We start from the raw sequence: 19,197 nt of genomic DNA, 5'->3' as shown, positions 1-19,197 counted from the left end.
CGATATTTAATGGAAAATAGCCCGTGAAGATAATTTTCAGTTCAATTTTAGATCAACTTCAGATCAACTAAGGCACACTCAATGAATGCACTACATTTCTTAATCGATACCGTTTTTGGTCTTTATCTTATGATAGTCCTGCTGCGCTTTTGGCTACAATTAGCCAGAGCTGATTTTTACAATCCATTTAGCCAGTTTGTGATTAAAGCCACTCAACCTATCATAGCCCCAATGCGCCGTGTATTGCCGTCTATGGGCAGTATTGATACCGCATCAATCGTACTGGCCTTATTGGTGGTATTTATAAAATATTCAATACTTACCGCTATGACACCTGCTGCGCTATTTGACCCATTAATGCTTGGTGTTCTTACTGTGGTTTCAGTATTAAAAGAAGCTGGAGTATTACTGTTTTGGGTACTCATTCTGCGCGCACTGCTTAGCTGGTTTAACCAAGGTCACAACCCGATTGTGATGGTAATGGATCAACTTACCGAACCCTTTTTAGCCCCTGTTCGTCGTATCCTGCCTCCTATGGGTGGTTTAGACTTATCGGTGATGTTAGTGCTGATTGCAATGAACTTCCTTAATATTTTGTTAGCGCAATACATTCCATTTTGGGCTCAGGTTTAAATTTCATGTTTTCCGTTTTAACCTCCGAGCGAGCTTAAGCTGATGCCTGTCGTTATTCAGCAACAGAGTAACCTGTTGCTGAACCTTTATATTCAGCCTAAGGCCAGCCGTGATAAAATTGTGGGCTTACATGGTGATGAAATAAAAATCGCCATCACAGCCCCGCCAATCGACGGTAAAGCCAATAGCCACCTGATAAAGTATTTAGCCAAAGCCTTTAAAGTGCCAAAGTCTGATGTGATGCTTCTAAAAGGGCTTCAAGGCCGTCATAAGCAAGTGAAGATACTTAGCCCGTTAAAGATCCCGCCTGAAATATCGCAGATAATAGCCCAATGCAACTAAGCATCGATTAGTGAAATCATCCATTATTGAAATCATCCATCAAAATGATCCAATTACGGGTGATCTGGCTAAAAATTCTCTATACTTAAGTCTACATTCCAATTAGTGAATCAACTCTTTCGTCGCGACGATTAACTAACCTAGGGCTAAACTAACCCGCTAGGTCAATTAAGCCAGTTGTTAGCAACACAGAGTCGATCAAGGATTTAGATTATGTTTCGCACCCTTTTATGTAGCTTTGTCATTTTAATGAGTACCCTAACGACCGTTCAAGCAGAACAAAAACAGACTGTCGGTAATTATGATATTCATTACATGGCATTAGGTAGTACCTTTATTACCCCTGCTATTGCCAAAACCTATGGTATTGAACGCAGTAATTACAACGGTATTGTCAATATTGCAGTGTTAGATACCAGTCAAGAAGGTAATCCCGCCGTTGCTGTTGAAATCGCTGGCGTAGCCAACAACTTACTTGATGCACGAATGGATTTAGAGTTTAAAGAAATCCGTGAAGGCGATGCTATTTATTATATCGCCCAAGTGCCATACCGAGACGATCAACAAATCAACTTTAACCTGACGATAAAGTACGGCAATAAGCTCAATACATCGTTAAAGTTCAAACAAAAATTTTATGTGGAATAAGGCTAAACAGCGGCTTATTTCAAATGATTTTGCACTTTTAACAAGCTAAACCTCAAGGTTTAGCTTTTTATTTAGTTGCGCAAACCATAGCTATTTTATCCTTTGCTGCTGTCTATCAACTCAGTGCTTAGGTATCATTAGGCCAATTTCATTGATGAAAATTTAAATAGCCAGTCAAGGCGAAAACTAAGCCTTTTTTAAGGCTAGATGCCACTTATTTGATGTGAGTTTTAGTTTACTGCAAAGCCTGCTCACCCCATAAGCACTATTTAAAACATCAGCCCCCTTATTTAATAAAAAGGTATTCCATGCAACAGATTGTTTTAGCAAGCGGTAACAAAGGTAAACTAACAGAGTTTGATCAGATGCTAGCCCAATTTGATATTGAGGTTTTACCGCAAAACCAATTTAACGTTCCAGAAGTGGCTGAAACAGGCACCACCTTTATTGAAAATGCCATTATTAAAGCCCGTCACGCTGCAGAAATCACTGGTAAAGCCGCAATCGCAGATGATTCTGGTTTAGAAGTTGATGCCCTTCAAGGCGCACCGGGGATTTATTCAGCCCGTTACGGCGGCGAAGGCGCCAGCGAGCAAGACAACTACCTTAAATTACTTGCTGCATTAGCAGACAAAACACAGCGCAAAGCACGCTTTCAGTGTGTATTGGTTTATATGCGCCATGCTAAAGACCCAACCCCAATAGTTTGCCAAGCGGCATGGGAAGGCACTATAGGATTGAGCCCTCAAGGTGAGCAAGGCCATGGCTACGACCCTATCTTTATTCCACAGGGGTTTGATATTTCGGCTGCCGAGCTTTCAAGTGAGCAAAAAAACCAGTTGAGCCACCGTGGGTTAGCACTTACTTTGCTTGTAGACGCTATGAAAGCCAAAGGGATTATTAAGTAACTATCATGCAATCAGCGAAATTATCTCTGCCACCACTGAGCTTATATATCCATATCCCTTGGTGCGTTCAAAAGTGCCCATATTGTGATTTTAACTCCCATGGTCAGCATGGAGTATTACCGCAACAAGCTTATGTTGATGCACTTTTAGCCGATCTCAATCACGACCTTCACTATGTACAAGGGCGAAAACTTCACAGCATTTTTATTGGTGGCGGCACGCCATCTTTATTTGAAGCCACCCAAATACAGCGCATTCTAGCCGGTGCTGAAGCCGCCATTGGTTTTGAAGATGATATTGAAATTACCATGGAAGCCAATCCGGGTACGTTAGAGCATGATGACTTTGCCGCATATCGCGCTGCAGGGGTGACGCGCTTGTCCATTGGGGTGCAAAGTTTCTCAAAAGATAAACTCAACCTTCTTGGCCGTATCCATGATGAGGATGAAGCCGTTACCGCTGCTAATACAGCCCGTAATGCAGGTTACAACAGCTTTAACTTAGATTTAATGCACGGCTTACCTAATCAGTCATTTGATGAAGCCATGGCCGATATCGATACTGCTGCTGGGTTAATGCCACCGCATTTATCTTGGTATCAACTGACCATAGAGCCAAATACCTTATTTCACTCTAAACCGCCACAATTGCCTGACGATGAAAACTTGTGGCATATCTATGAGCAAGGACAGAAGAAGCTAGCAGCACTTGGCTATGTGCAATATGAAATCTCTGCTTATGCCAAAGATGGATTTCAGTGCAAACATAATCTCAATTATTGGCAGTTTGGCGATTACTTGGGGATTGGCTGCGGCGCCCATGGCAAGATTACTCAACCTGAGCTCAATAAGATTATTCGCACCGTCAAAATTAAGCATCCGAAGGGTTATCTAGCAACGTCAGATTACACCAGTGAAACTACTGAAGTGCTAGCTGAAGATCGCGCCCTTGAATATTTAATGAATCGACTCAGGTTAATGACGGCTATCCCTAAAACTGAATTTGAACTGCGCACCGGCTTACCTGTGTCAGAGCTTGATGAAGGTATTGCTAAATCAATTAAAAGAGGCTTATTAACCGAAACTGAGACCCATTGGCAATTAACCGCCAAAGGCCATATGTTTGTTAATGATATTTTGTCGCAGTTTTTAGATTAGCTACTTTATAGCTAGCTGATTTATTAAAGTTATTACTAGCCTATATAACTAGTCTACTTATTACTGGCATATTTATTACTAGCCTATTTATTACTAGCCTATTTATTACTAGCCTATATAAAAGCCTGATGGATTACCTTTATAAAACAAGGTTAATGCATTAGGCTTTTTTTGATTTCCTTTGCCCATTAAGCTTGGCGCTTTAAGCAAAGTGCCTGCAAGTCACTAAATAAATCATTTCGCATTTACCCTGTAAATTCAGCAACATTTAAGACACAATTGCTAACATTTCACGTTATACATTTATGCTTGTGTCATTTAGGATATCAATCGATCTCCTGTTCTATTACTTTGCTAACGGAAACCCTATGCGACTAACAACAAAAACGACATTAATAGCCGTTGCTTTAACCAGCTTATTATCAAACGCCGCAATCGCCCACACTGCAGGGCACCAACCTTTAACCAATACAGTAGCCTCCACTAAAACAGCCACCACCGAGTCAGAAAAAGCCAATGAGCTGTTTGAAAGTATGTTCATGGAAAATGTAATGGCTAGCCCGATTTCCCAAACCTATTTACGCATCAAAACTGATTATGACAAATGGGGTGATTTTAGTGATAAATCTGCTGACGAAGACTTAGCCAGAGCTAAAAAGCATTTAAAACAACTTGAAACTATTAATGTTGCTAAGTTAGACAAGCAAACGGCACTTAGCTACAAATTAATGAAACAAGGCTTAGAGCAGCAAATCAGCGATGATAAATGGCGTTACCATAATTACCCTGTAAACCAGATGCGTGGTAGTCATTCGTTTATTGCTACCTTCCTTATCAATCAACATCAAGTTGAAAATGTCAGTGATGCACAGGCTTACATTAGCCGTTTAAACGGTGTAAAGCATGTAACTGAGCAAGTGATCGATGCATTAAAAATTCGCGCCGATAAAAATATTATCGCGCCAAAGTTTGTCTTCCCTTATGTGATTTCAGACAGCGAAAATATTATCAAGGGTGCACCTTTTACTGATACTGAAGTTAAAAGCACCCTATGGGGTGATATTAACCGTAAAATCGAGAAGCTCGATATTACCCAAGCTCAAAAAGATGAATTATTGGCGGCAGCTAAAACAGCCTTAATTAAAAGTGTAAAACCTGGGTATGACAATTTAATCAGCTATTTACATGAATTAGAAGCCAAAGCTGATAGCCGTGATGGGGTGTGGAAGTTACCTTTAGGCGAAGATTTTTATAATACTCGTCTAAATCGTATTACGACGACTGATATGAGCTCTGAAACAATTCATCAGTTAGGTTTAGCAGAAGTTGAACGTATTCATAATGAAATGCGTGCGATCATGAAAAAAGTAAATTATACCGGCAACTTAGCCGAGTTTATGGCTTTCATGCGTGATGATGAACAATTTTATTACCCCAACACCGATGAAGGTAAAACTCGTTACATTACCGAAGCTAAAGACCTAATTGATAATATGGAGTCACGCTTAGGTGAAGTGTTTAATATTAAACCTAAAGCCGGATTAATCGTTAAACCTGTTGAAGCCTTTCGCGAAAAGTCTGCTGGTAAAGCATTCTATGATCAACCCGCTCCCGATGGTTCACGCCCTGGTACTTACTACGCCAACTTGTATGACATGAAAGCAATGCCCACTTACCAAATGGAAGCCTTGGCTTATCATGAGGGGATCCCTGGGCATCACATGCAAATTGCCATTGCCCAAGAGCTGGAAGGTATTCCTAAATTTAGAAAATTCGGTGGCTATACTGCCTATATTGAAGGCTGGGGTCTTTATACTGAATACTTCCCTAAAGAAATGGGCTTGTATGCTGATCCCTACTCTGACTTTGGCCGCTTAGCGATGGAGCTATGGCGTGCTTGTCGTCTGGTTGTAGACACAGGGATCCACACTCAACAATGGACTCGTGAGCAAGGTATCCAATACTACGTAGACAACACCCCAAATGCTAAGTCTGATGCCATTAAAATGGTAGAACGCCACGTGGTGATGCCTGGCCAAGCTACTGCCTATAAAGTCGGTATGATTAAAGTGTTAGAGCTACGTGAAAACGCCAAGCTTAAATTAGGTGACAAGTTTGATATTCGTCAGTTCCATACCCTAGTACTGCAAAATGGCCCTGTACCATTAGATGTATTAGAAGCTGAAGTGGACAATTGGATTAATCAAACCAATAAACCTGAGCTATTAAGCCAATCAGCAGACTCAAATCGCGGTTAATCAACCAATCGATTAAGTTATCTAAGGCCACTTTTTAGTGGCCTTCTTTTTGGCTCGTACTAAAGCCTAAGTAATGAAATCTAAGTAATGAGCGCCACTCTATAAATTACCAAGGCAATAACAAGTTCAATAACGAGTGCATTAACAAATGCTATACCCGACAAATATATTCAATTGGCAGCTTAAAAGAGAACAAAAGTACAAAGGCGAGAGAGTAAACAAATTAAGCGCGGATATTATAGAGCAGAAAAAAATAACCCCAGCACAATGTCTGGGGTAAACCAATTAAAACTAGGATGATGGTTTCAAAGCCGGCATTGTTCTGATTTTAAAACCTCTGCCAGCAGTGATTCAAAACTTGCGAAGTTGCTGATTTGCACAAAAAGCTGAAAAGGGGTCATTTCTCAACAAGATGCGTGACTCAAATCATTCCGAATCAACTGAAATCTATTGTATTGATTTAAGAACAGAGTTCAAGCAGCTTTTTATACTCCATTAATAACTCAGCACAGAAACAACCTGAACGTTTTTCAAGCACAAGACAATCAAGTTATTGTTTTTATTGTGCAAATAAAAAAACCGCAACTTAAGTTGCGACTTTGTTTTAAAATTCGAACAATGTTTCCAGTTTTAGTTACTGACTTAGAAACCCCATTGAATGGCTATTTACGTAATTTGTATAAATGATCAAACTTACCATCCCAATAAGGTGTAGTACCAATATGACCTTTAATAAATTCAATAAATGCACTTACTTTAGGGGCAAGGTGCTTACGTCTTGGGTAAACAGCCTGTAGCGGTAAGTTGTTGGTCAATTGCCAATCAGGTAATAACGGCACTAATGTACCTTGTTCGATTTCATCTTCAAGTAAATAACTTGCTAGGTAGGCAATACCTAAACCGCTAACCGCGGCCGATTTTAATGCTGGTGCATTATCAACCCGGAAGTTACCAGAAACACCAATTTCACAGTAATCATCAGCTTTCTTAAACTGCCACATGCTGTGCTCATGCCACTCACCTTGGTAGACTAGACAGTTATGATCAACAAGTTGTTCTGGTCGAGAAATATTGCCATGTTGGGCAATATATTCTGCCGATGCCACTAATAAGAACTGACACTTCATTAATGGTCTTGCAACCATACCTAATGGTAGCTGCTCAGACATAGTCAAAAGTAAATCTAAACCTTCACTAACCACATCGACTTTATGATCCAGTAAGCTAACTTGTAGCTCAAGCTCTGGATGTCGTGCCATAAACTCAGGTAATGCAGGAATAATATGCATGGTACCAAAAGACTGAGAAATACCGACTTTAAGTACACCACGGGTGGCATCATTTAGATTATGCACACTAGCAACGGCCTGCTCTGCATCACGTAATAACTCCTCACCTTGTATGTAAAGCAAGTTACCCGCTTCAGTTAAACTTAAACTACGTGTAGTACGTTGGATGAGTTGAACCCCAAGTTTATGTTCAAGATCAGCAACCTGAGTACTTACTTTGGACTTAGATATACTCAACCTTCTGGCAGCGGCACTGAAGCTCCCGGCTCTAGCAACATGAGTAAAAATAGCAATAGGTTCTAATAGTTCTAACATTGGAGTCGCCTTAAGCTGTTTACGACATTAAAAATATTTTTTGAGTTCCAAGTAATGTCGCTTATTACAGACAATGCTGCATAAACGCCACCTACTTTATATGGTTCTTTAAACGTTGCGCCACTCACCCAAAAAGAAATTAAATTTCGATAGTCCATTATCATGAATAGCCAACCAAAACTAAAACAACAAGTTAATTGGTTAACGCCATACAGTTTTATAGTTTTAGGAGTATACCAAAAATTGTATAAATGGCTCTATATTTATAATATACAATTTTTTTATCAGAACAAATCTACGATAAACTGTAATATTAATGACATTTTCTCAACTTGAACGGTGGCAATTAGACAAAAAACGACTAGCTCGGCTAGCATATATCGCTACAAAGTAGCGCAAATAACAGATAGTTAACTAGAGCTTGATTGGCGGGCGAAGTTTTTGATTGGTAATTTAAGCAGGAATGGTTTAACCAAAAAGCCCCTGCACAAGGTACAGGGGAAGGTCAGGTGCATTTTGACAATGCTAGAACTTACAAGGTTACCGCTACTCAGTATCTGAGAATGTAGCTAATTCATAAGAAGATAGCTGTGGGATGGATTTACGTAATTCACTTTCAAGCACCATTAACTGCTCAAAGTTACCGCAGACTTTTTTGGCTTTAGCTTCTATGGCCTCTGATTGCTCAGAAATCTGCAATTCAACATCTTCACCGATTCTTTCCATTTTGCTTGAAAAGGCAGTCATTTTTTCATCAAAGCTTCCGCCTTCTGAAGACATCATTTCAGCCCCTAGCGCCATCATAAAACTGCCCATGGAGTTTTTAATCATTTGCTCCATTTCTTGTTCAAACTCTTCATTAAATGCTTCTTCTAACGAAGACTCTGTCGCGCCAAGATAAAACTTATCCCCTTGTTGATATGCTGCTTGGTCAACACGGCTTTGAATTCCAGCTAAAAGCTCATCCAATTTAGCCGCGGTTGCATCGCCAAAAATAGGGGTTAATGCCATGCTCACTGCATCTGTTGCCAAAATAACAGCATCATCAACTAAATCAATTACCTCTGGGATCTGTTTAGATACTTGCTCAGAATAATCAGCTAACAAAGCTGCTTGCTTATCATTTAGTGCAACTTGGTTGCCATCAATATATAACTTTCCAAGTTCGACTCGGTAAACCTCAGCGCCTTTTTCGCTAAAGGATAATTTTTGTGGCTCAACGGTAACATCATAGTTTAGGGTCACGTTGCATTGATTATCTTCAAGGGACATTTTGGCCACCGCAGGCGTCATAGCCCCTGCGGTAAAAATTAAACCAGTTAGTGCAATACTTTTAAATAAACCTTGGGTATTCATTAGCTCTATCCTTGCTGTTAATCGTTATGTAGATAATCAATGGGGCGAGTGGCTAAACTGCTCACTAAGCTACTGCCAACGTTTTGATATCTAGTTTCAATGTTAATTAGACTGATACCAAGTTATTGCACAGGCTGTGCCAAAAACATAAATAAGCTTTTTATCAATAACTTAAAGCAGGTAATAACTAATAGGTTTAGCTTTTAGATTTGGATTTATATTAACTATGTGTGAAATAAGCCAAATGTTGGTAATTTTCATCATCGCTATTTTATAAGTGGGTTTAAGAATAGAAGATTTTCAACAATCGTGGTGAGAATACGGATATGACAATAGATGATTTCAAGCTTAACATTTGAAAATGGGCATAAAAAACTTGCCCAGCAACATAAGCGAGTTTAAAAAATTGAGCGACCTAATGATTGTGATAAATGCTCAAGCATGCGAGTGCCTGCCAATGAGTTGCCATTTTGATCAAGTTCAGGCGACCATACGCAAATAGACATGTCCCCAGGGATCACCGCAATAATGCCGCCGCCAACACCACTTTTACCTGGCATACCAACCCGATAAGCAAACTCACCTGCGCCATCATATAAACCTGAGGTAGCAAGCAGTGCATTTAGCTGTCTGGTTTGTACTGGGGTAACGATTTGATCCCCTGCTAGGCTTTTACCGCGATTGGCGAGATAAAACATCGCTTTTGATAAGTCAGCGCAATTCATTTTTAATGAGCAGTAATGAAAATAGCTCTTTAATACTGTATCAACATCGCCGTTAAAATTACCAAATGACTTCATTAAATAGGCAATAGAGGCATTACGGGCACTAAACTGAAATTCTGAATTAGCCACCACTTTATCAAAAAGTATGTGAGGGTTTTCGCTCAGGTTTCTAACCACTTCAAGCAAGTGATGCTTAGGTGCACCAAGGCGCGCTTGAATTAAATCTGCTATCACTAATGCACCAGCATTAATAAATGGATTTCTTGGAATGCCTCGTTCAAGCTCAACTTGAACCAATGAGTTAAACGACTGACCTGAAGGCTCTTTACCTACCCTGCTCCAAAGTTCATCTTCGGAGTACAAACTTAGCGCTAAAGTAAGGCTGAATACTTTGGAGATAGATTGAATGGAAAACGGCTCAAGATAATCCCCAGCGCCAATGGTGTGACCATCTGCGCCAGTGACTGCTATTGCTATTTTGTTTGGATCTACGTCAGCCAATGCTGGAATATAATCTGCGACTTTCCCTAAACCAATAAGTGGCCGAACCTTGTCGACCACTTCATCAAGCAATATTTGCTCAGGCATTAGCTATATTAGCCCCACCAGATGTCGTACAGTGCACTAACTTCAAGTTGTGGCACTTTTTTCGCTTCCCAGAAGGCTTTAACAGCAGCAACATCTTCTTCGGTACATTTACCGATCTCTTGTGTTGCAATAATGCCTTCCCACATTTTATGACCGCCGCCATGGAAACCTAGCTTACGAGGTTCAATGACTTGTTCAATGAACTCATCAACAGCTTTATCAATATCTGCTTCAGAAATTGACTCATCAAAAGTCCAGTTGATATCAAAACCAAATTCTTGGAATTCATCAACACGTAGTTTCTTACGTAAACGGCGAGTTCGGGTCTTAGCCATGGTTATTTCCTAGTCAGTTGATTAAATAGCTTATTTTAACAATATTTTATTATAATTATGCAATACGTTCGAACATTATGTCCCAAACGCCATGACCTAAACGATGGCCGCGGGCTTCGAACTTAGTTAGCGGGCGATGATCTGGACGTTCAACTACAGTATTGGTTGCTGATTGGTTTTTATAACCTTCAGCCACAGACATCACTTCTAACATGTGCTCGCTGTAGTTTTCCCAATCTGTTGCCATATGGAAAACACCGCCAATCTTAAGCTTACGACGAATTAATTGCGCAAATTCAGCTTGCACAATACGGCGTTTGTGATGACGTTTTTTGTGCCAAGGATCTGGGAAAAATAATTGTACTCGGGCAAGTGAGCCATCAGCAATGCTGTTTTCAAGCACTTCCATCGCGTCATGATGATAAACACGTAAATTAGTAATTTCGGCTTCACCGGCATCAACTAAACATGCGCCAACACCTGGTTTATGTACTTCGATACCAATGTAGTTTAACTCAGGAGCCGCTTTAGCCATTTCAACTAAAGATGCACCCATACCAAAACCAATTTCTAATACGGTATCAGCATCACGCTTAAACACTTCAGCTAAATTAATCGCTTCTGGTGTGTAATCTAAACCCATTGCAGGCCAATGTGCTTCAATTGCGTTTGCTTGGCCTTTGGTTAAACGGCCTTCTCTTAATACAAAACTTCTGATTTTACGAATATATTTGCCATCTTCGTTAAATTCAGCGGTGGTAACGTCGCTCATGTATGCCTCATCATTTGAATAGCGTTTAAATTGCCGACTATTCAAAGTTTCATCTTTGTTCCAATAATAGTGGCTAAGTATATCTTAAAATCACCATGACTAAAGTATTTATCAGTTAACAGGCTCCCTTGTTTATAGAATATTCTCCATATACACTGCGCTGATGAAAAAAGTTAACTCCTTTTCTGAGCGGATCACCGCTTGGTACGATTTACACGGACGCAAGACCTTACCGTGGCAAATCAATAAAACCGCATATAGAGTGTGGATTTCAGAGATCATGCTGCAACAAACTCAAGTTGCCACTGTTATCCCCTACTATGAAAAATTCATGCAAAGCTTTCCCGACATTAAAGCCCTTGCCAATGCCAGCGAAGATGATGTACTGCATCATTGGACGGGGTTAGGCTATTATGCCCGCGCCCGTAATCTGCATAAAGCGGCTAAAACAGTTTGTGAGCAACATGCAGGCAAGTTTCCTGAAGCGCTAGATGAAGTCATAGCCTTACCGGGTATTGGCCGCTCGACTGCTGGGGCCATTTTGTCATTGTCCCTTGGTCAGCATCATTCAATATTAGATGGAAACGTTAAACGGGTACTTGCCCGTCACGGCGCAATTGAAGGTTGGCCAGGTCAAAAAGCAGTTGAACAACAATTATGGCACTTAACGGATAAGTTAACCCCGCAAAAAGATGTGGTTAAATTTAACCAAGCCATGATGGATATTGGCTCTGCGGTTTGCACTCGCAGTAAACCCAATTGTGCTCAATGCCCTGTTGCAATTGATTGTAAAGCGCAACTTGCTGGCCGACAGACAGAATTCCCCGGTAAAAAGCCTAAAAAAACCATTCCTGTAAAATCTGCATGGATGCTAGTACTGCATAAAGATGGTGAAGTCATTCTCAATAAAAGACCACCAGCAGGCATTTGGGGCGGCTTATGGTGTTTTCCTCAATTTGATACTGAGGCGGCGCTGCTTGCACATATCAGTGCTAATGGGTTTAATCACAGCAGCAATGAATATGCCGCAGCAAAAAACAACAATAATGAACAATCACAATGGCTTGCAGGATTTAGACATACTTTTAGTCATTTTCATTTAGATATTCAGCCTATCTTAGTTAATCTCGGCGAAAATCAACAATCGCCTCAAATTGACTCAAGTGTAATGGAACAAAATCAGACACTCTGGTATAACATACATCATCCCGCGAAAGTTGGATTAGCCGCAGCAACTGAGCGGATTTTATCTAACTTAGCCGCTCTTTTAGCAGTAGATCCCGTCAAGGAATCCCTTTAAGGAATAATCATGGCTCGTAATGTTAATTGCGTATATTTAAAGAAAGAAGCTCCAGGTTTAGATTTTCAACTTTACCCTGGCGATCTAGGCAAGCGTATCTTTGATTCAATCAGTAAAGAAGCGTGGGCACTTTGGCAGAAAAAACAAACCATGCTAATCAATGAAAACAAACTTAACATGATGAATGTTGATGACCGTAAACTACTTGAAGAGAATATGGTTAGCTTTTTATTTGAAGGCAAAGATGTTGCCGTTGAAGGTTATGTACCTCCAAGTGAAGACGAGTAACTAAATAGCTAACCCCTTAGCTAGCTGAATAGCTTAAGAGCCTACTTTAAAACCGCTAACGGCGTGTTGATATAAAGTAGGCTTTTTTATTCGCATCAATTACCAATCACTTTTGAGACAATTGTAATTAACTTCCCCATAGCTTTTAAATAGTTGTTACTCCACAGCCTATTCACAAAAGTTCCCTAAATTTAGTTAAAAATCTTATTTCGTGAGCTATTAATCAAAAGTAAAAAATTATAACACTTTCTGTTAGTTACACTGCATTATTATCGATTATGCCAAGGTATACTGCCGCTATAACTAATTTCAGAGTGTGCCCATGCTAAAGCCAATACTTTATACAGCATTGACCTTGTCACTGCTTTATTCAATCAATAATGTTAATGCAGACCCCATGGGGATGAAGCCAATGCCAGTGGCAGATGCGCCATTGGGTTATATCATTCATAATCCCTATGAAAATGCCCCACTAACGGCTTTAGTGACTCTTAATGGCCATAAAATTTCCAATGTGGATGTCACCATACATGCCAAAGGTGAAACTGGTGTCAGCATAAACTATCAAGTTGATGATATGCGGGTAATGGATGAAGGTGGCGTACCCATTTTTGGTCTCTACCCTGCCTTTATGAACACCTTTACAATTAAATGGACTGAAAACGGCAAGCAGCGCAGCCACGAGTATCAAATGCTAACCCCAGACATTGATATGGGCTTTTCAGAAAGCCAGTGGGCTAAAGCGCCCATCGTCGAAGTAGAACATGTTGACGCTGACTTTAAAGACCGCCTTTATTTTGTAAACTGGACCAATCCAGACGGAAAGTCGGGTCAGTTATCCCACAATAACCCTGATGCACCTGGGGCGTTTTCTTGGGATGGGAAACCAGGATTTTTCATTATCGATACCGCCGGTGATATTCGTTGGTATCTGAATCCTTACACCACCCATAACTCAAAAAATTATGACAGCGCAGGTTACGCCATGGGCATGAACGTCACTAAAGACGGCAACATGGTGTGGGTACAGGGCCAAGGCTGGAAAAAAATGTCATTAATGGGAAGAATGATTTCAGAGCACAATTTACCGGGAAATTTTATCGATGCATCACACGAAGGGATTGAAGCTGCCAACGGCAATATCTTTATTCGCGCCGCCGCCAAAGATTATCGCCGCGCTGATGGCATGTTAGTCAACACCATACGCGATCAAATCATTGAGGTTGATAACACAGGTAAGTTAGTGGATTACTGGGATTTAAACACTATTTTAGACCCACTGCGTGATGCGGCATTATTATCCCTTGATGCCGGTGCAGTTTGTTTAAATATCAATATTGATCAAGCTGGCCATCAAACCACCTTAGACGATTTAAAGAATGCCCCTTATGGTGATATTCATGGGGTTGAAACCGGCCGTAACTGGGCCCATGTCAATTCAATAGATTATGACCCTAAAGATGACAGCATCATCATTAGCTCGCGCCATCAATCAGCGGTAATCAAAATTGGCCGCGATAAACAAGTTAAATGGATATTAGGCCCTGAAAAAGGCTGGAGTGACAAGTTCCAAGATAAGCTACTCTCGCCAGTTGATGCTACAGGTAACAAACTTAGCTGTAATGAAAAGGGTCGTTGCCGAGGCAGTGATTTTGACTTCTCATACACCTCCCATACCGCTTATCTTGTTCCTGAAAAGGGCACTTTAACCGTATTTGATAATGGCGATGGTAGACACCTTGGTCAGCCGATGTTTGCCAGTGAAAAATATTCCCGCGCGGTTGAATACAAAATTGATGAGGCCAATAAAACCGTTACCCAAGTATGGCAATACGGTAAAGACGAGTTGGGTTATCAAGGCTACTCGCCAGTAACATCTATCGTTAAATATCAGCAAGATAAAGACAGCATGATGAGCTACTTTGCCTCTGCCGGTTTATTTGGATTAGGTGGCGGTTATGGCAATATCAAAATGGATGACACCACGGGTAAAGTTAAGTCTATTTTAGTTGAGCATCGCTATGGCGAAACCAAGCCCGCTGTGCGCATTAATATTAATAGTCACGATATGTTTGCCACAGGCTACCGCGCCCAAGTAATACGTGTAAACGAGATGCTTAAATAGTTCATTTCAGTCATTTCGCTCTTTTCAGCCCTTTACTTTAAAGGGCTGAATTGTATTTAGCATCAATTTAGCCCCTTTTTTTCTCATTCAATCATCCCTTAGTCGCCTTCAATGCTTTGAAAAGTAGACGGGGAATTCACGCTGTAGGCTGGCGAGTTTAACCATCTCCAAGTGCGAGTGTATTTCATACAGTTAAAAAGTGACAAAGATAAGCCAGGTTGCAACTTTGTTAAAAAACAGCAAGACTAATCCACTAAAGCTTTATTTTTTCATTTACTGAATCCAATGAACCAATCCTAATCCCCTAACGTATTGACAAAACTAATTTAACTGTTTGTTAGTGAAAAACGAGAACATACTCAACGCTTGGAGAAAAGCTATGAAAAGGACCATCATCAATACCACGGTAATATCGGCTATTTTTGCCGCATCCACAACATTTGCCATTGCTGCCGGAGGAGGAGCCGTTGTCGCAAGCGACCCTAATAAGCACTTTGACGCTAAGGGAAAAGAGCCATCGAAGTTCACTATCGATCAACAAAACAATTTGCGTAAATAGCTTCCATTTGATGACAAGCGTGACTTCACAGAAGCAAAACGCGGGTTTATTGCCGCTCCAGATTACAAACAGATTATGGCCGAAGCAGGAAACGTGGCATGGGATATGGGCAGTTACGAATGGCTACTTAACGAAGGGGAGAATTTCGATACTATCCACCCTTCATTGCAGCGCCAAGCAGTGTTGAACATGGCTTACGGTTTGTATGAAGTACTTCCTGATAAAATTTATCAAGTGCGTGGCTACGATTTAGCCAACATTAGTTTTATTAAAGGCGAAACCGGTTGGATTGTATTTGACCCATTAACCGCTAAAGAAACCGCAGCTGCGGCGCTTAAGTTCATTAATGAGCAACTCGGTGAGCGCCCAGTTGTTGCCGTTGTGTACTCGCACTCTCATGCTGATCACTTCGGTGGCGTTCGTGGCGTTGTTGATGAAGCAGACGTTAAAAGCGGTAAGGTAAAAGTCATTGCACCTGAAGGCGTTATGCACCACGCTGTTGCTGAAAATGTGATGGCAGGTAATGCGATGACCCGCCGTATGTTCTTCCAATATGGTGTTCTACTACCACGTAGCCCATACGGACACGTTGATCAATCTATTGGTAAAAATACCGCTACTGGTAACTTAGGGCTGATCGCGCCCAATGTGACTATCGATAAAGACTTTGTCGATATGACTATTGATGGCGTCAAAATGGTATTTCAAAGCACCCCGGGTACTGAAGCTCCTGCAGAGATGAATACTTGGTTCCCAGAAATGAAAGCTTTTTGGGCGGCAGAAAATATTACCGGTACCATCCATAATATTTATACCTTACGCGGTGCATTAGTGCGTGATGCGCTTGAGTGGTCAAAACAAATCAATGTCGCCTTGTATGAATTTGGACAAGATGCCGAAGTGATGTTTGCTTCTCACTCCTGGCCTCGCTGGGGTAATGAACGCATTCAAGAAGTTATGCGCACCCAGCGTGATACCTATGCCCACTTAAATAATCAAGTGTTACATTTGGCAAACCAAGGGGTGACAATTAATCAAATTCACAATGAATATAAGCTACCTGAAAGCTTAGTTAACCAGTGGTCAGCTCATAGTTACCATGGTTCTGAAGAGCACAATAGCCGAGCTGTACTGAATCGCTATTTAGGCTATTGGGACGCGAATCCAGCCACCTTAATGCCACTGTCACCTGAAGATTCCGCGCCGCTTTACGTTGAGATGATGGGCGGCGGGGACAAAATACTTAAAAAAGGTAAATCGCTATTTAACGAAGGTAAGTATTTTCATGCAGTAGAGATCCTCAATAAACTGGTATTTGCTCAGCCCAATAATCAGCCAGCAAAAGACCTGCTAGCGGATGTTTATGAGCAAATTGGTTATCAAAAAGAAAGCCCAAGTGTACGAAATAGCTTCCTCGCAGCAGCTTATGAATTACGCCATGGGATGCCAACCGGAGCTTCGCCAAAAGCGTCAGGCCCAGATATGATAAGAGGTATGTCTACTGGCTTATGGCTTGATTTTCTTGGTGTCCGTTTAGATACGCAAAAGTCAGCGGGTAAGCAGTTCATCATTAACTTTGTGACTCCAGATAACGGTGAAAAGTACCTTGTTGAGCTAAGTAACTCAGCGTTAACTAACATTGAGGGTGTGCAATCAAGTAAAGCTGATTTAACTATCACCATCGATCGTAGTGAGCTAAATGATGTCATGATGGGCGCACAAAGCTTTGAAGACAAAATCAAATCAGGCAAAGTCAAAATGGACGGTGACAGTAAGATTATAACCGAACTGATGAGTTCATTAGTTAGTTTCAACATGGAATTTGAGTTACTACCAGGTACTTTAAATAAAAAGTAATTCAAACACCTAGATCCAACCTAAAAGAGTAAAGCTTAAAAGTACCACTGATATTTACCAGTGGTATTTTTTTGCTTTATTACAACTTCCCTCGCTTAAAACAACAAAAATTAGTATTGGCGAAAATAAGTACTGGTCAAAAAATGATTAATAATTTACATTTAAATCACGATGTAAGCGCTTACACCTAGGTCTGATTTAGGCGTACTAAATATTAAAGCCTTACACTTTATCAGGTATCAACCCAGCGAAGATGTTGTAAATACAAGTGAATAGTGGGTTAGTTGTAAGTAATACCTTCAAGTTAGATTGCAACAATCAAGGTATAAAAACGATTATGGAACAATCAGCAACCAGCGTAAAAAACACATCGGTCACATTCGATAAGTTATCCTTTAAAGAGAAAGTCGGTTACGCCCTTGGGGATGTGGCATCTAACTTTTACTGGCGTGTTTTTGATGTGTTCTTATTTATTTTCTACACCGATGTATTTGGTATATCAGCTGCAGCTGTTGGCACCATGATGTTAGTGACTCGCATAATCGATGCGGTATCTGACCCATTAATGGGCGCCCTCGCTGATAGAACTAACACCCGCTTTGGCAAATTTCGCCCTTATCTCATATTAGGCATTATTCCCATTGCTGCAGCTGGAGTACTCACCTTCACAGTGCCCGATTTAGGTGATGATGGTAAATTGATTTGGGCTTATGGCACTTACATTTTCATGATGCTGGCGTACACCTTTATTAACGTGCCCTACGGCGCGCTATTAGGTGTGGTCACCAGTAATAGTCAGGAAAGAACCACATTAACCAGTTTTAGATTTATCGGTGCTTTTTCTGGTGGTACTTTAGTTGCTTATATGACGCCTGAATTAGTTACTTATCTTGGCGCGGGTAATGAGGCATTAGGCTGGCAACTGACCATGGCCTGTTATGGACTTATTTCAGCGGTGCTGTTTTGCCTTACTTTTTTTGCAACTAAAGAGCGCATAGCGCCACCAACTAATCAACAAACCTCAATCAAACAAGACATCATCGATTTAACCAACAACAAGCCATGGCTGATTTTATTCTCTTTAGCGTTAATCATCATGTTCACCATCACTTTGCGCGCCAGTACCGGCACCTTTTACTTTAAATACTATGTAAACCGAGAAGACCTCATTGGCACCTTTACCGCGGTTTATATGATCTCACTTGCCCTAGGCGCCGCCTCTACGCCTCTATTAACCAAATACTTTGATAAACGCCCACTGCTTATTGGTTTAATGACCATTGTTGCCATACTTTCGGCTGGCTTTTACTTTATTCCAGCTCACAACCTTACCTTGATGTTTATTATGCAGGCCTTAATTGGATTTTGCTTAGGGCCTAAATCGCCGTTGGTATTTTCTATGTATGCCGATACTGCTGATTACTCACAATATAAAAATGGCCGCCGCGCCACCGCGATGATTTTTTCAGCAGCAGCCTTTTCGCAAAAATTAGGCGGCGCTTTTGCAGGCGCGATGATCGGTTGGATGCTGTCATCCATGGGTTATGTGGCAAATCAGCAGCAATCACCCGACTCGTTAATGGGGATTTTACTGCTCAATACCATCATCCCTGCAGGCTTTGCCTTATTAGCGGTTTGGGTTGTTAAACACTACAGCTTAGATGAACAAAAAATGCGCCAAATTAACCAGTCGCTTTATCAACCTATTGATAAATCAGAGCCTGCAAGCGAGTAGTTGAGGA

At 40.9% G+C, this 19,197-nt stretch carries 17 protein-coding genes; 12 read left to right on the top strand and 5 right to left on the bottom strand.

The genetic code is table 11. The annotated features are described in order from the left end of the window. Positions 1-81: 81 nt before the first annotated feature. The 6 genes from AB4160_RS12935 to AB4160_RS12910 all read left to right on the top strand — a co-directional run bounded on the left by AB4160_RS12935 (position 82) and on the right by AB4160_RS12910 (position 5,946). Positions 82-633 (top strand): YggT family protein, encoded by a 552-nt coding sequence (locus tag AB4160_RS12935; RefSeq protein WP_102440623.1) that lies wholly within the window; start codon positions 82-84, stop codon positions 631-633. Positions 634-675: 42 nt separating this feature from the next. Beyond that, on the top strand, positions 676-975 hold the full coding sequence (gene yggU / locus AB4160_RS12930; protein ID WP_102440624.1) for a DUF167 family protein YggU: 300 nt from the start codon (positions 676-678) through the stop codon (positions 973-975). Between the two features lie 213 nt (positions 976-1,188). After that, on the top strand, positions 1,189-1,623 hold the full coding sequence (locus AB4160_RS12925; RefSeq protein ID WP_102440625.1) for a DUF4426 domain-containing protein: 435 nt from the start codon (positions 1,189-1,191) through the stop codon (positions 1,621-1,623). A gap of 308 nt (positions 1,624-1,931) precedes the next feature. Next, complete coding sequence (gene rdgB, locus AB4160_RS12920) at positions 1,932-2,531, top strand: RdgB/HAM1 family non-canonical purine NTP pyrophosphatase (protein WP_303461708.1); 600 nt, start codon at positions 1,932-1,934, stop codon at positions 2,529-2,531. A 5-nt stretch (positions 2,532-2,536) separates the two neighbouring features. Beyond that, positions 2,537-3,688 (top strand): radical SAM family heme chaperone HemW, encoded by a 1,152-nt coding sequence (hemW, locus tag AB4160_RS12915; RefSeq protein WP_102475648.1) that lies wholly within the window; start codon positions 2,537-2,539, stop codon positions 3,686-3,688. Positions 3,689-4,056: 368 nt separating this feature from the next. Beyond that, positions 4,057-5,946 carry a DUF885 family protein gene (locus tag AB4160_RS12910; RefSeq protein ID WP_102440628.1) on the top strand — a complete coding sequence of 630 codons (1,890 nt, stop codon included), beginning with the start codon at positions 4,057-4,059 and terminating at the stop codon, positions 5,944-5,946. A 662-nt stretch (positions 5,947-6,608) separates the two neighbouring features. Here AB4160_RS12910 and AB4160_RS12905 read toward each other — a convergent pair. The 5 genes from AB4160_RS12905 to trmB all read right to left on the bottom strand — a co-directional run bounded on the left by AB4160_RS12905 (position 6,609) and on the right by trmB (position 11,326). After that, positions 6,609-7,550, bottom strand: a complete 942-nt coding sequence (locus tag AB4160_RS12905) for a LysR family transcriptional regulator (protein ID WP_372004868.1) — start codon at positions 7,548-7,550, stop codon at positions 6,609-6,611. Positions 7,551-8,096: 546 nt separating this feature from the next. Then, positions 8,097-8,906: a YggN family protein gene (locus tag AB4160_RS12900; protein ID WP_372004865.1), complete on the bottom strand. Its 810-nt coding sequence runs from the start codon at positions 8,904-8,906 to the stop codon at positions 8,097-8,099. A gap of 398 nt (positions 8,907-9,304) precedes the next feature. Further along, positions 9,305-10,219 carry a glutaminase B gene (gene glsB, locus AB4160_RS12895; protein WP_102440631.1) on the bottom strand — a complete coding sequence of 305 codons (915 nt, stop codon included), beginning with the start codon at positions 10,217-10,219 and terminating at the stop codon, positions 9,305-9,307. An 8-nt stretch (positions 10,220-10,227) separates the two neighbouring features. After that, positions 10,228-10,554 (bottom strand): 50S ribosome-binding protein YggL, encoded by a 327-nt coding sequence (locus tag AB4160_RS12890; RefSeq protein ID WP_102440632.1) that lies wholly within the window; start codon positions 10,552-10,554, stop codon positions 10,228-10,230. A gap of 55 nt (positions 10,555-10,609) precedes the next feature. Beyond that, positions 10,610-11,326 (bottom strand): tRNA (guanosine(46)-N7)-methyltransferase TrmB, encoded by a 717-nt coding sequence (trmB, locus tag AB4160_RS12885; protein ID WP_102440641.1) that lies wholly within the window; start codon positions 11,324-11,326, stop codon positions 10,610-10,612. 163 nt (positions 11,327-11,489) lie between these two features. Here trmB and mutY point away from each other — a divergent pair, with 163 nt between their 5' ends. From mutY to AB4160_RS12855, 6 genes are all read left to right on the top strand, one after another. Then, positions 11,490-12,626 (top strand): A/G-specific adenine glycosylase, encoded by a 1,137-nt coding sequence (gene mutY / locus AB4160_RS12880; protein ID WP_372004862.1) that lies wholly within the window; start codon positions 11,490-11,492, stop codon positions 12,624-12,626. Positions 12,627-12,635: 9 nt separating this feature from the next. After that, the gene (locus AB4160_RS12875; protein WP_102440634.1) at positions 12,636-12,914 is read left to right on the top strand and encodes an oxidative damage protection protein; all 279 of its coding nucleotides are present in this window, start codon (positions 12,636-12,638) and stop codon (positions 12,912-12,914) included. A gap of 322 nt (positions 12,915-13,236) precedes the next feature. Further along, positions 13,237-15,039 carry an aryl-sulfate sulfotransferase gene (locus AB4160_RS12870; protein ID WP_303410964.1) on the top strand — a complete coding sequence of 601 codons (1,803 nt, stop codon included), beginning with the start codon at positions 13,237-13,239 and terminating at the stop codon, positions 15,037-15,039. Between the two features lie 379 nt (positions 15,040-15,418). Beyond that, on the top strand, positions 15,419-15,598 hold the full coding sequence (locus AB4160_RS12865; RefSeq protein ID WP_372004860.1) for a hypothetical protein: 180 nt from the start codon (positions 15,419-15,421) through the stop codon (positions 15,596-15,598). Between the two features lie 75 nt (positions 15,599-15,673). Next, positions 15,674-17,455, top strand: coding sequence for an alkyl/aryl-sulfatase (locus AB4160_RS12860; RefSeq protein WP_372004858.1), 1,782 nt, complete (start codon positions 15,674-15,676; stop codon positions 17,453-17,455). 337 nt (positions 17,456-17,792) lie between these two features. Beyond that, positions 17,793-19,190, top strand: a complete 1,398-nt coding sequence (locus tag AB4160_RS12855) for an MFS transporter (protein WP_102475645.1) — start codon at positions 17,793-17,795, stop codon at positions 19,188-19,190. Positions 19,191-19,197 lie beyond the last annotated feature (7 nt).

The organism is Shewanella sp. 10N.286.51.B8, from assembly GCF_041469325.1.
GTDB lineage: Bacteria > Pseudomonadota > Gammaproteobacteria > Enterobacterales > Shewanellaceae > Shewanella.
The sequence above is the reverse complement of the archived record's forward strand: the minus strand, read 5'-3'. Positions and strand labels throughout refer to the sequence as shown.

Excerpts from the sequence above, each read along its gene's own strand:
- yggU (WP_102440624.1), top strand. The coding sequence starts at position 676 with ATGCCTGTCGTTATTCAGCAACAGAGTAACCTGTTGCTGAACCTTTAT.
- AB4160_RS12910 (WP_102440628.1), top strand. The coding sequence starts at position 4,057 with ATGCGACTAACAACAAAAACGACATTAATAGCCGTTGCTTTAACCAGC.
- hemW (WP_102475648.1), top strand. The coding sequence starts at position 2,537 with ATGCAATCAGCGAAATTATCTCTGCCACCACTGAGCTTATATATCCAT.
- AB4160_RS12905 (WP_372004868.1), bottom strand. The coding sequence starts at position 7,550 with ATGTTAGAACTATTAGAACCTATTGCTATTTTTACTCATGTTGCTAGA.
- AB4160_RS12890 (WP_102440632.1), bottom strand. The coding sequence starts at position 10,554 with ATGGCTAAGACCCGAACTCGCCGTTTACGTAAGAAACTACGTGTTGAT.
- rdgB (WP_303461708.1), top strand. The coding sequence starts at position 1,932 with ATGCAACAGATTGTTTTAGCAAGCGGTAACAAAGGTAAACTAACAGAG.
- mutY (WP_372004862.1), top strand. The coding sequence starts at position 11,490 with ATGAAAAAAGTTAACTCCTTTTCTGAGCGGATCACCGCTTGGTACGAT.
- AB4160_RS12860 (WP_372004858.1), top strand. The coding sequence starts at position 15,674 with ATGGCCGAAGCAGGAAACGTGGCATGGGATATGGGCAGTTACGAATGG.
- AB4160_RS12870 (WP_303410964.1), top strand. The coding sequence starts at position 13,237 with ATGCTAAAGCCAATACTTTATACAGCATTGACCTTGTCACTGCTTTAT.
- AB4160_RS12925 (WP_102440625.1), top strand. The coding sequence starts at position 1,189 with ATGTTTCGCACCCTTTTATGTAGCTTTGTCATTTTAATGAGTACCCTA.
- glsB (WP_102440631.1), bottom strand. The coding sequence starts at position 10,219 with ATGCCTGAGCAAATATTGCTTGATGAAGTGGTCGACAAGGTTCGGCCA.
- AB4160_RS12855 (WP_102475645.1), top strand. The coding sequence starts at position 17,793 with ATGGAACAATCAGCAACCAGCGTAAAAAACACATCGGTCACATTCGAT.
- trmB (WP_102440641.1), bottom strand. The coding sequence starts at position 11,326 with ATGAGCGACGTTACCACCGCTGAATTTAACGAAGATGGCAAATATATT.
- AB4160_RS12900 (WP_372004865.1), bottom strand. The coding sequence starts at position 8,906 with ATGAATACCCAAGGTTTATTTAAAAGTATTGCACTAACTGGTTTAATT.
- AB4160_RS12865 (WP_372004860.1), top strand. The coding sequence starts at position 15,419 with ATGAAAAGGACCATCATCAATACCACGGTAATATCGGCTATTTTTGCC.
- AB4160_RS12875 (WP_102440634.1), top strand. The coding sequence starts at position 12,636 with ATGGCTCGTAATGTTAATTGCGTATATTTAAAGAAAGAAGCTCCAGGT.
- AB4160_RS12935 (WP_102440623.1), top strand. The coding sequence starts at position 82 with ATGAATGCACTACATTTCTTAATCGATACCGTTTTTGGTCTTTATCTT.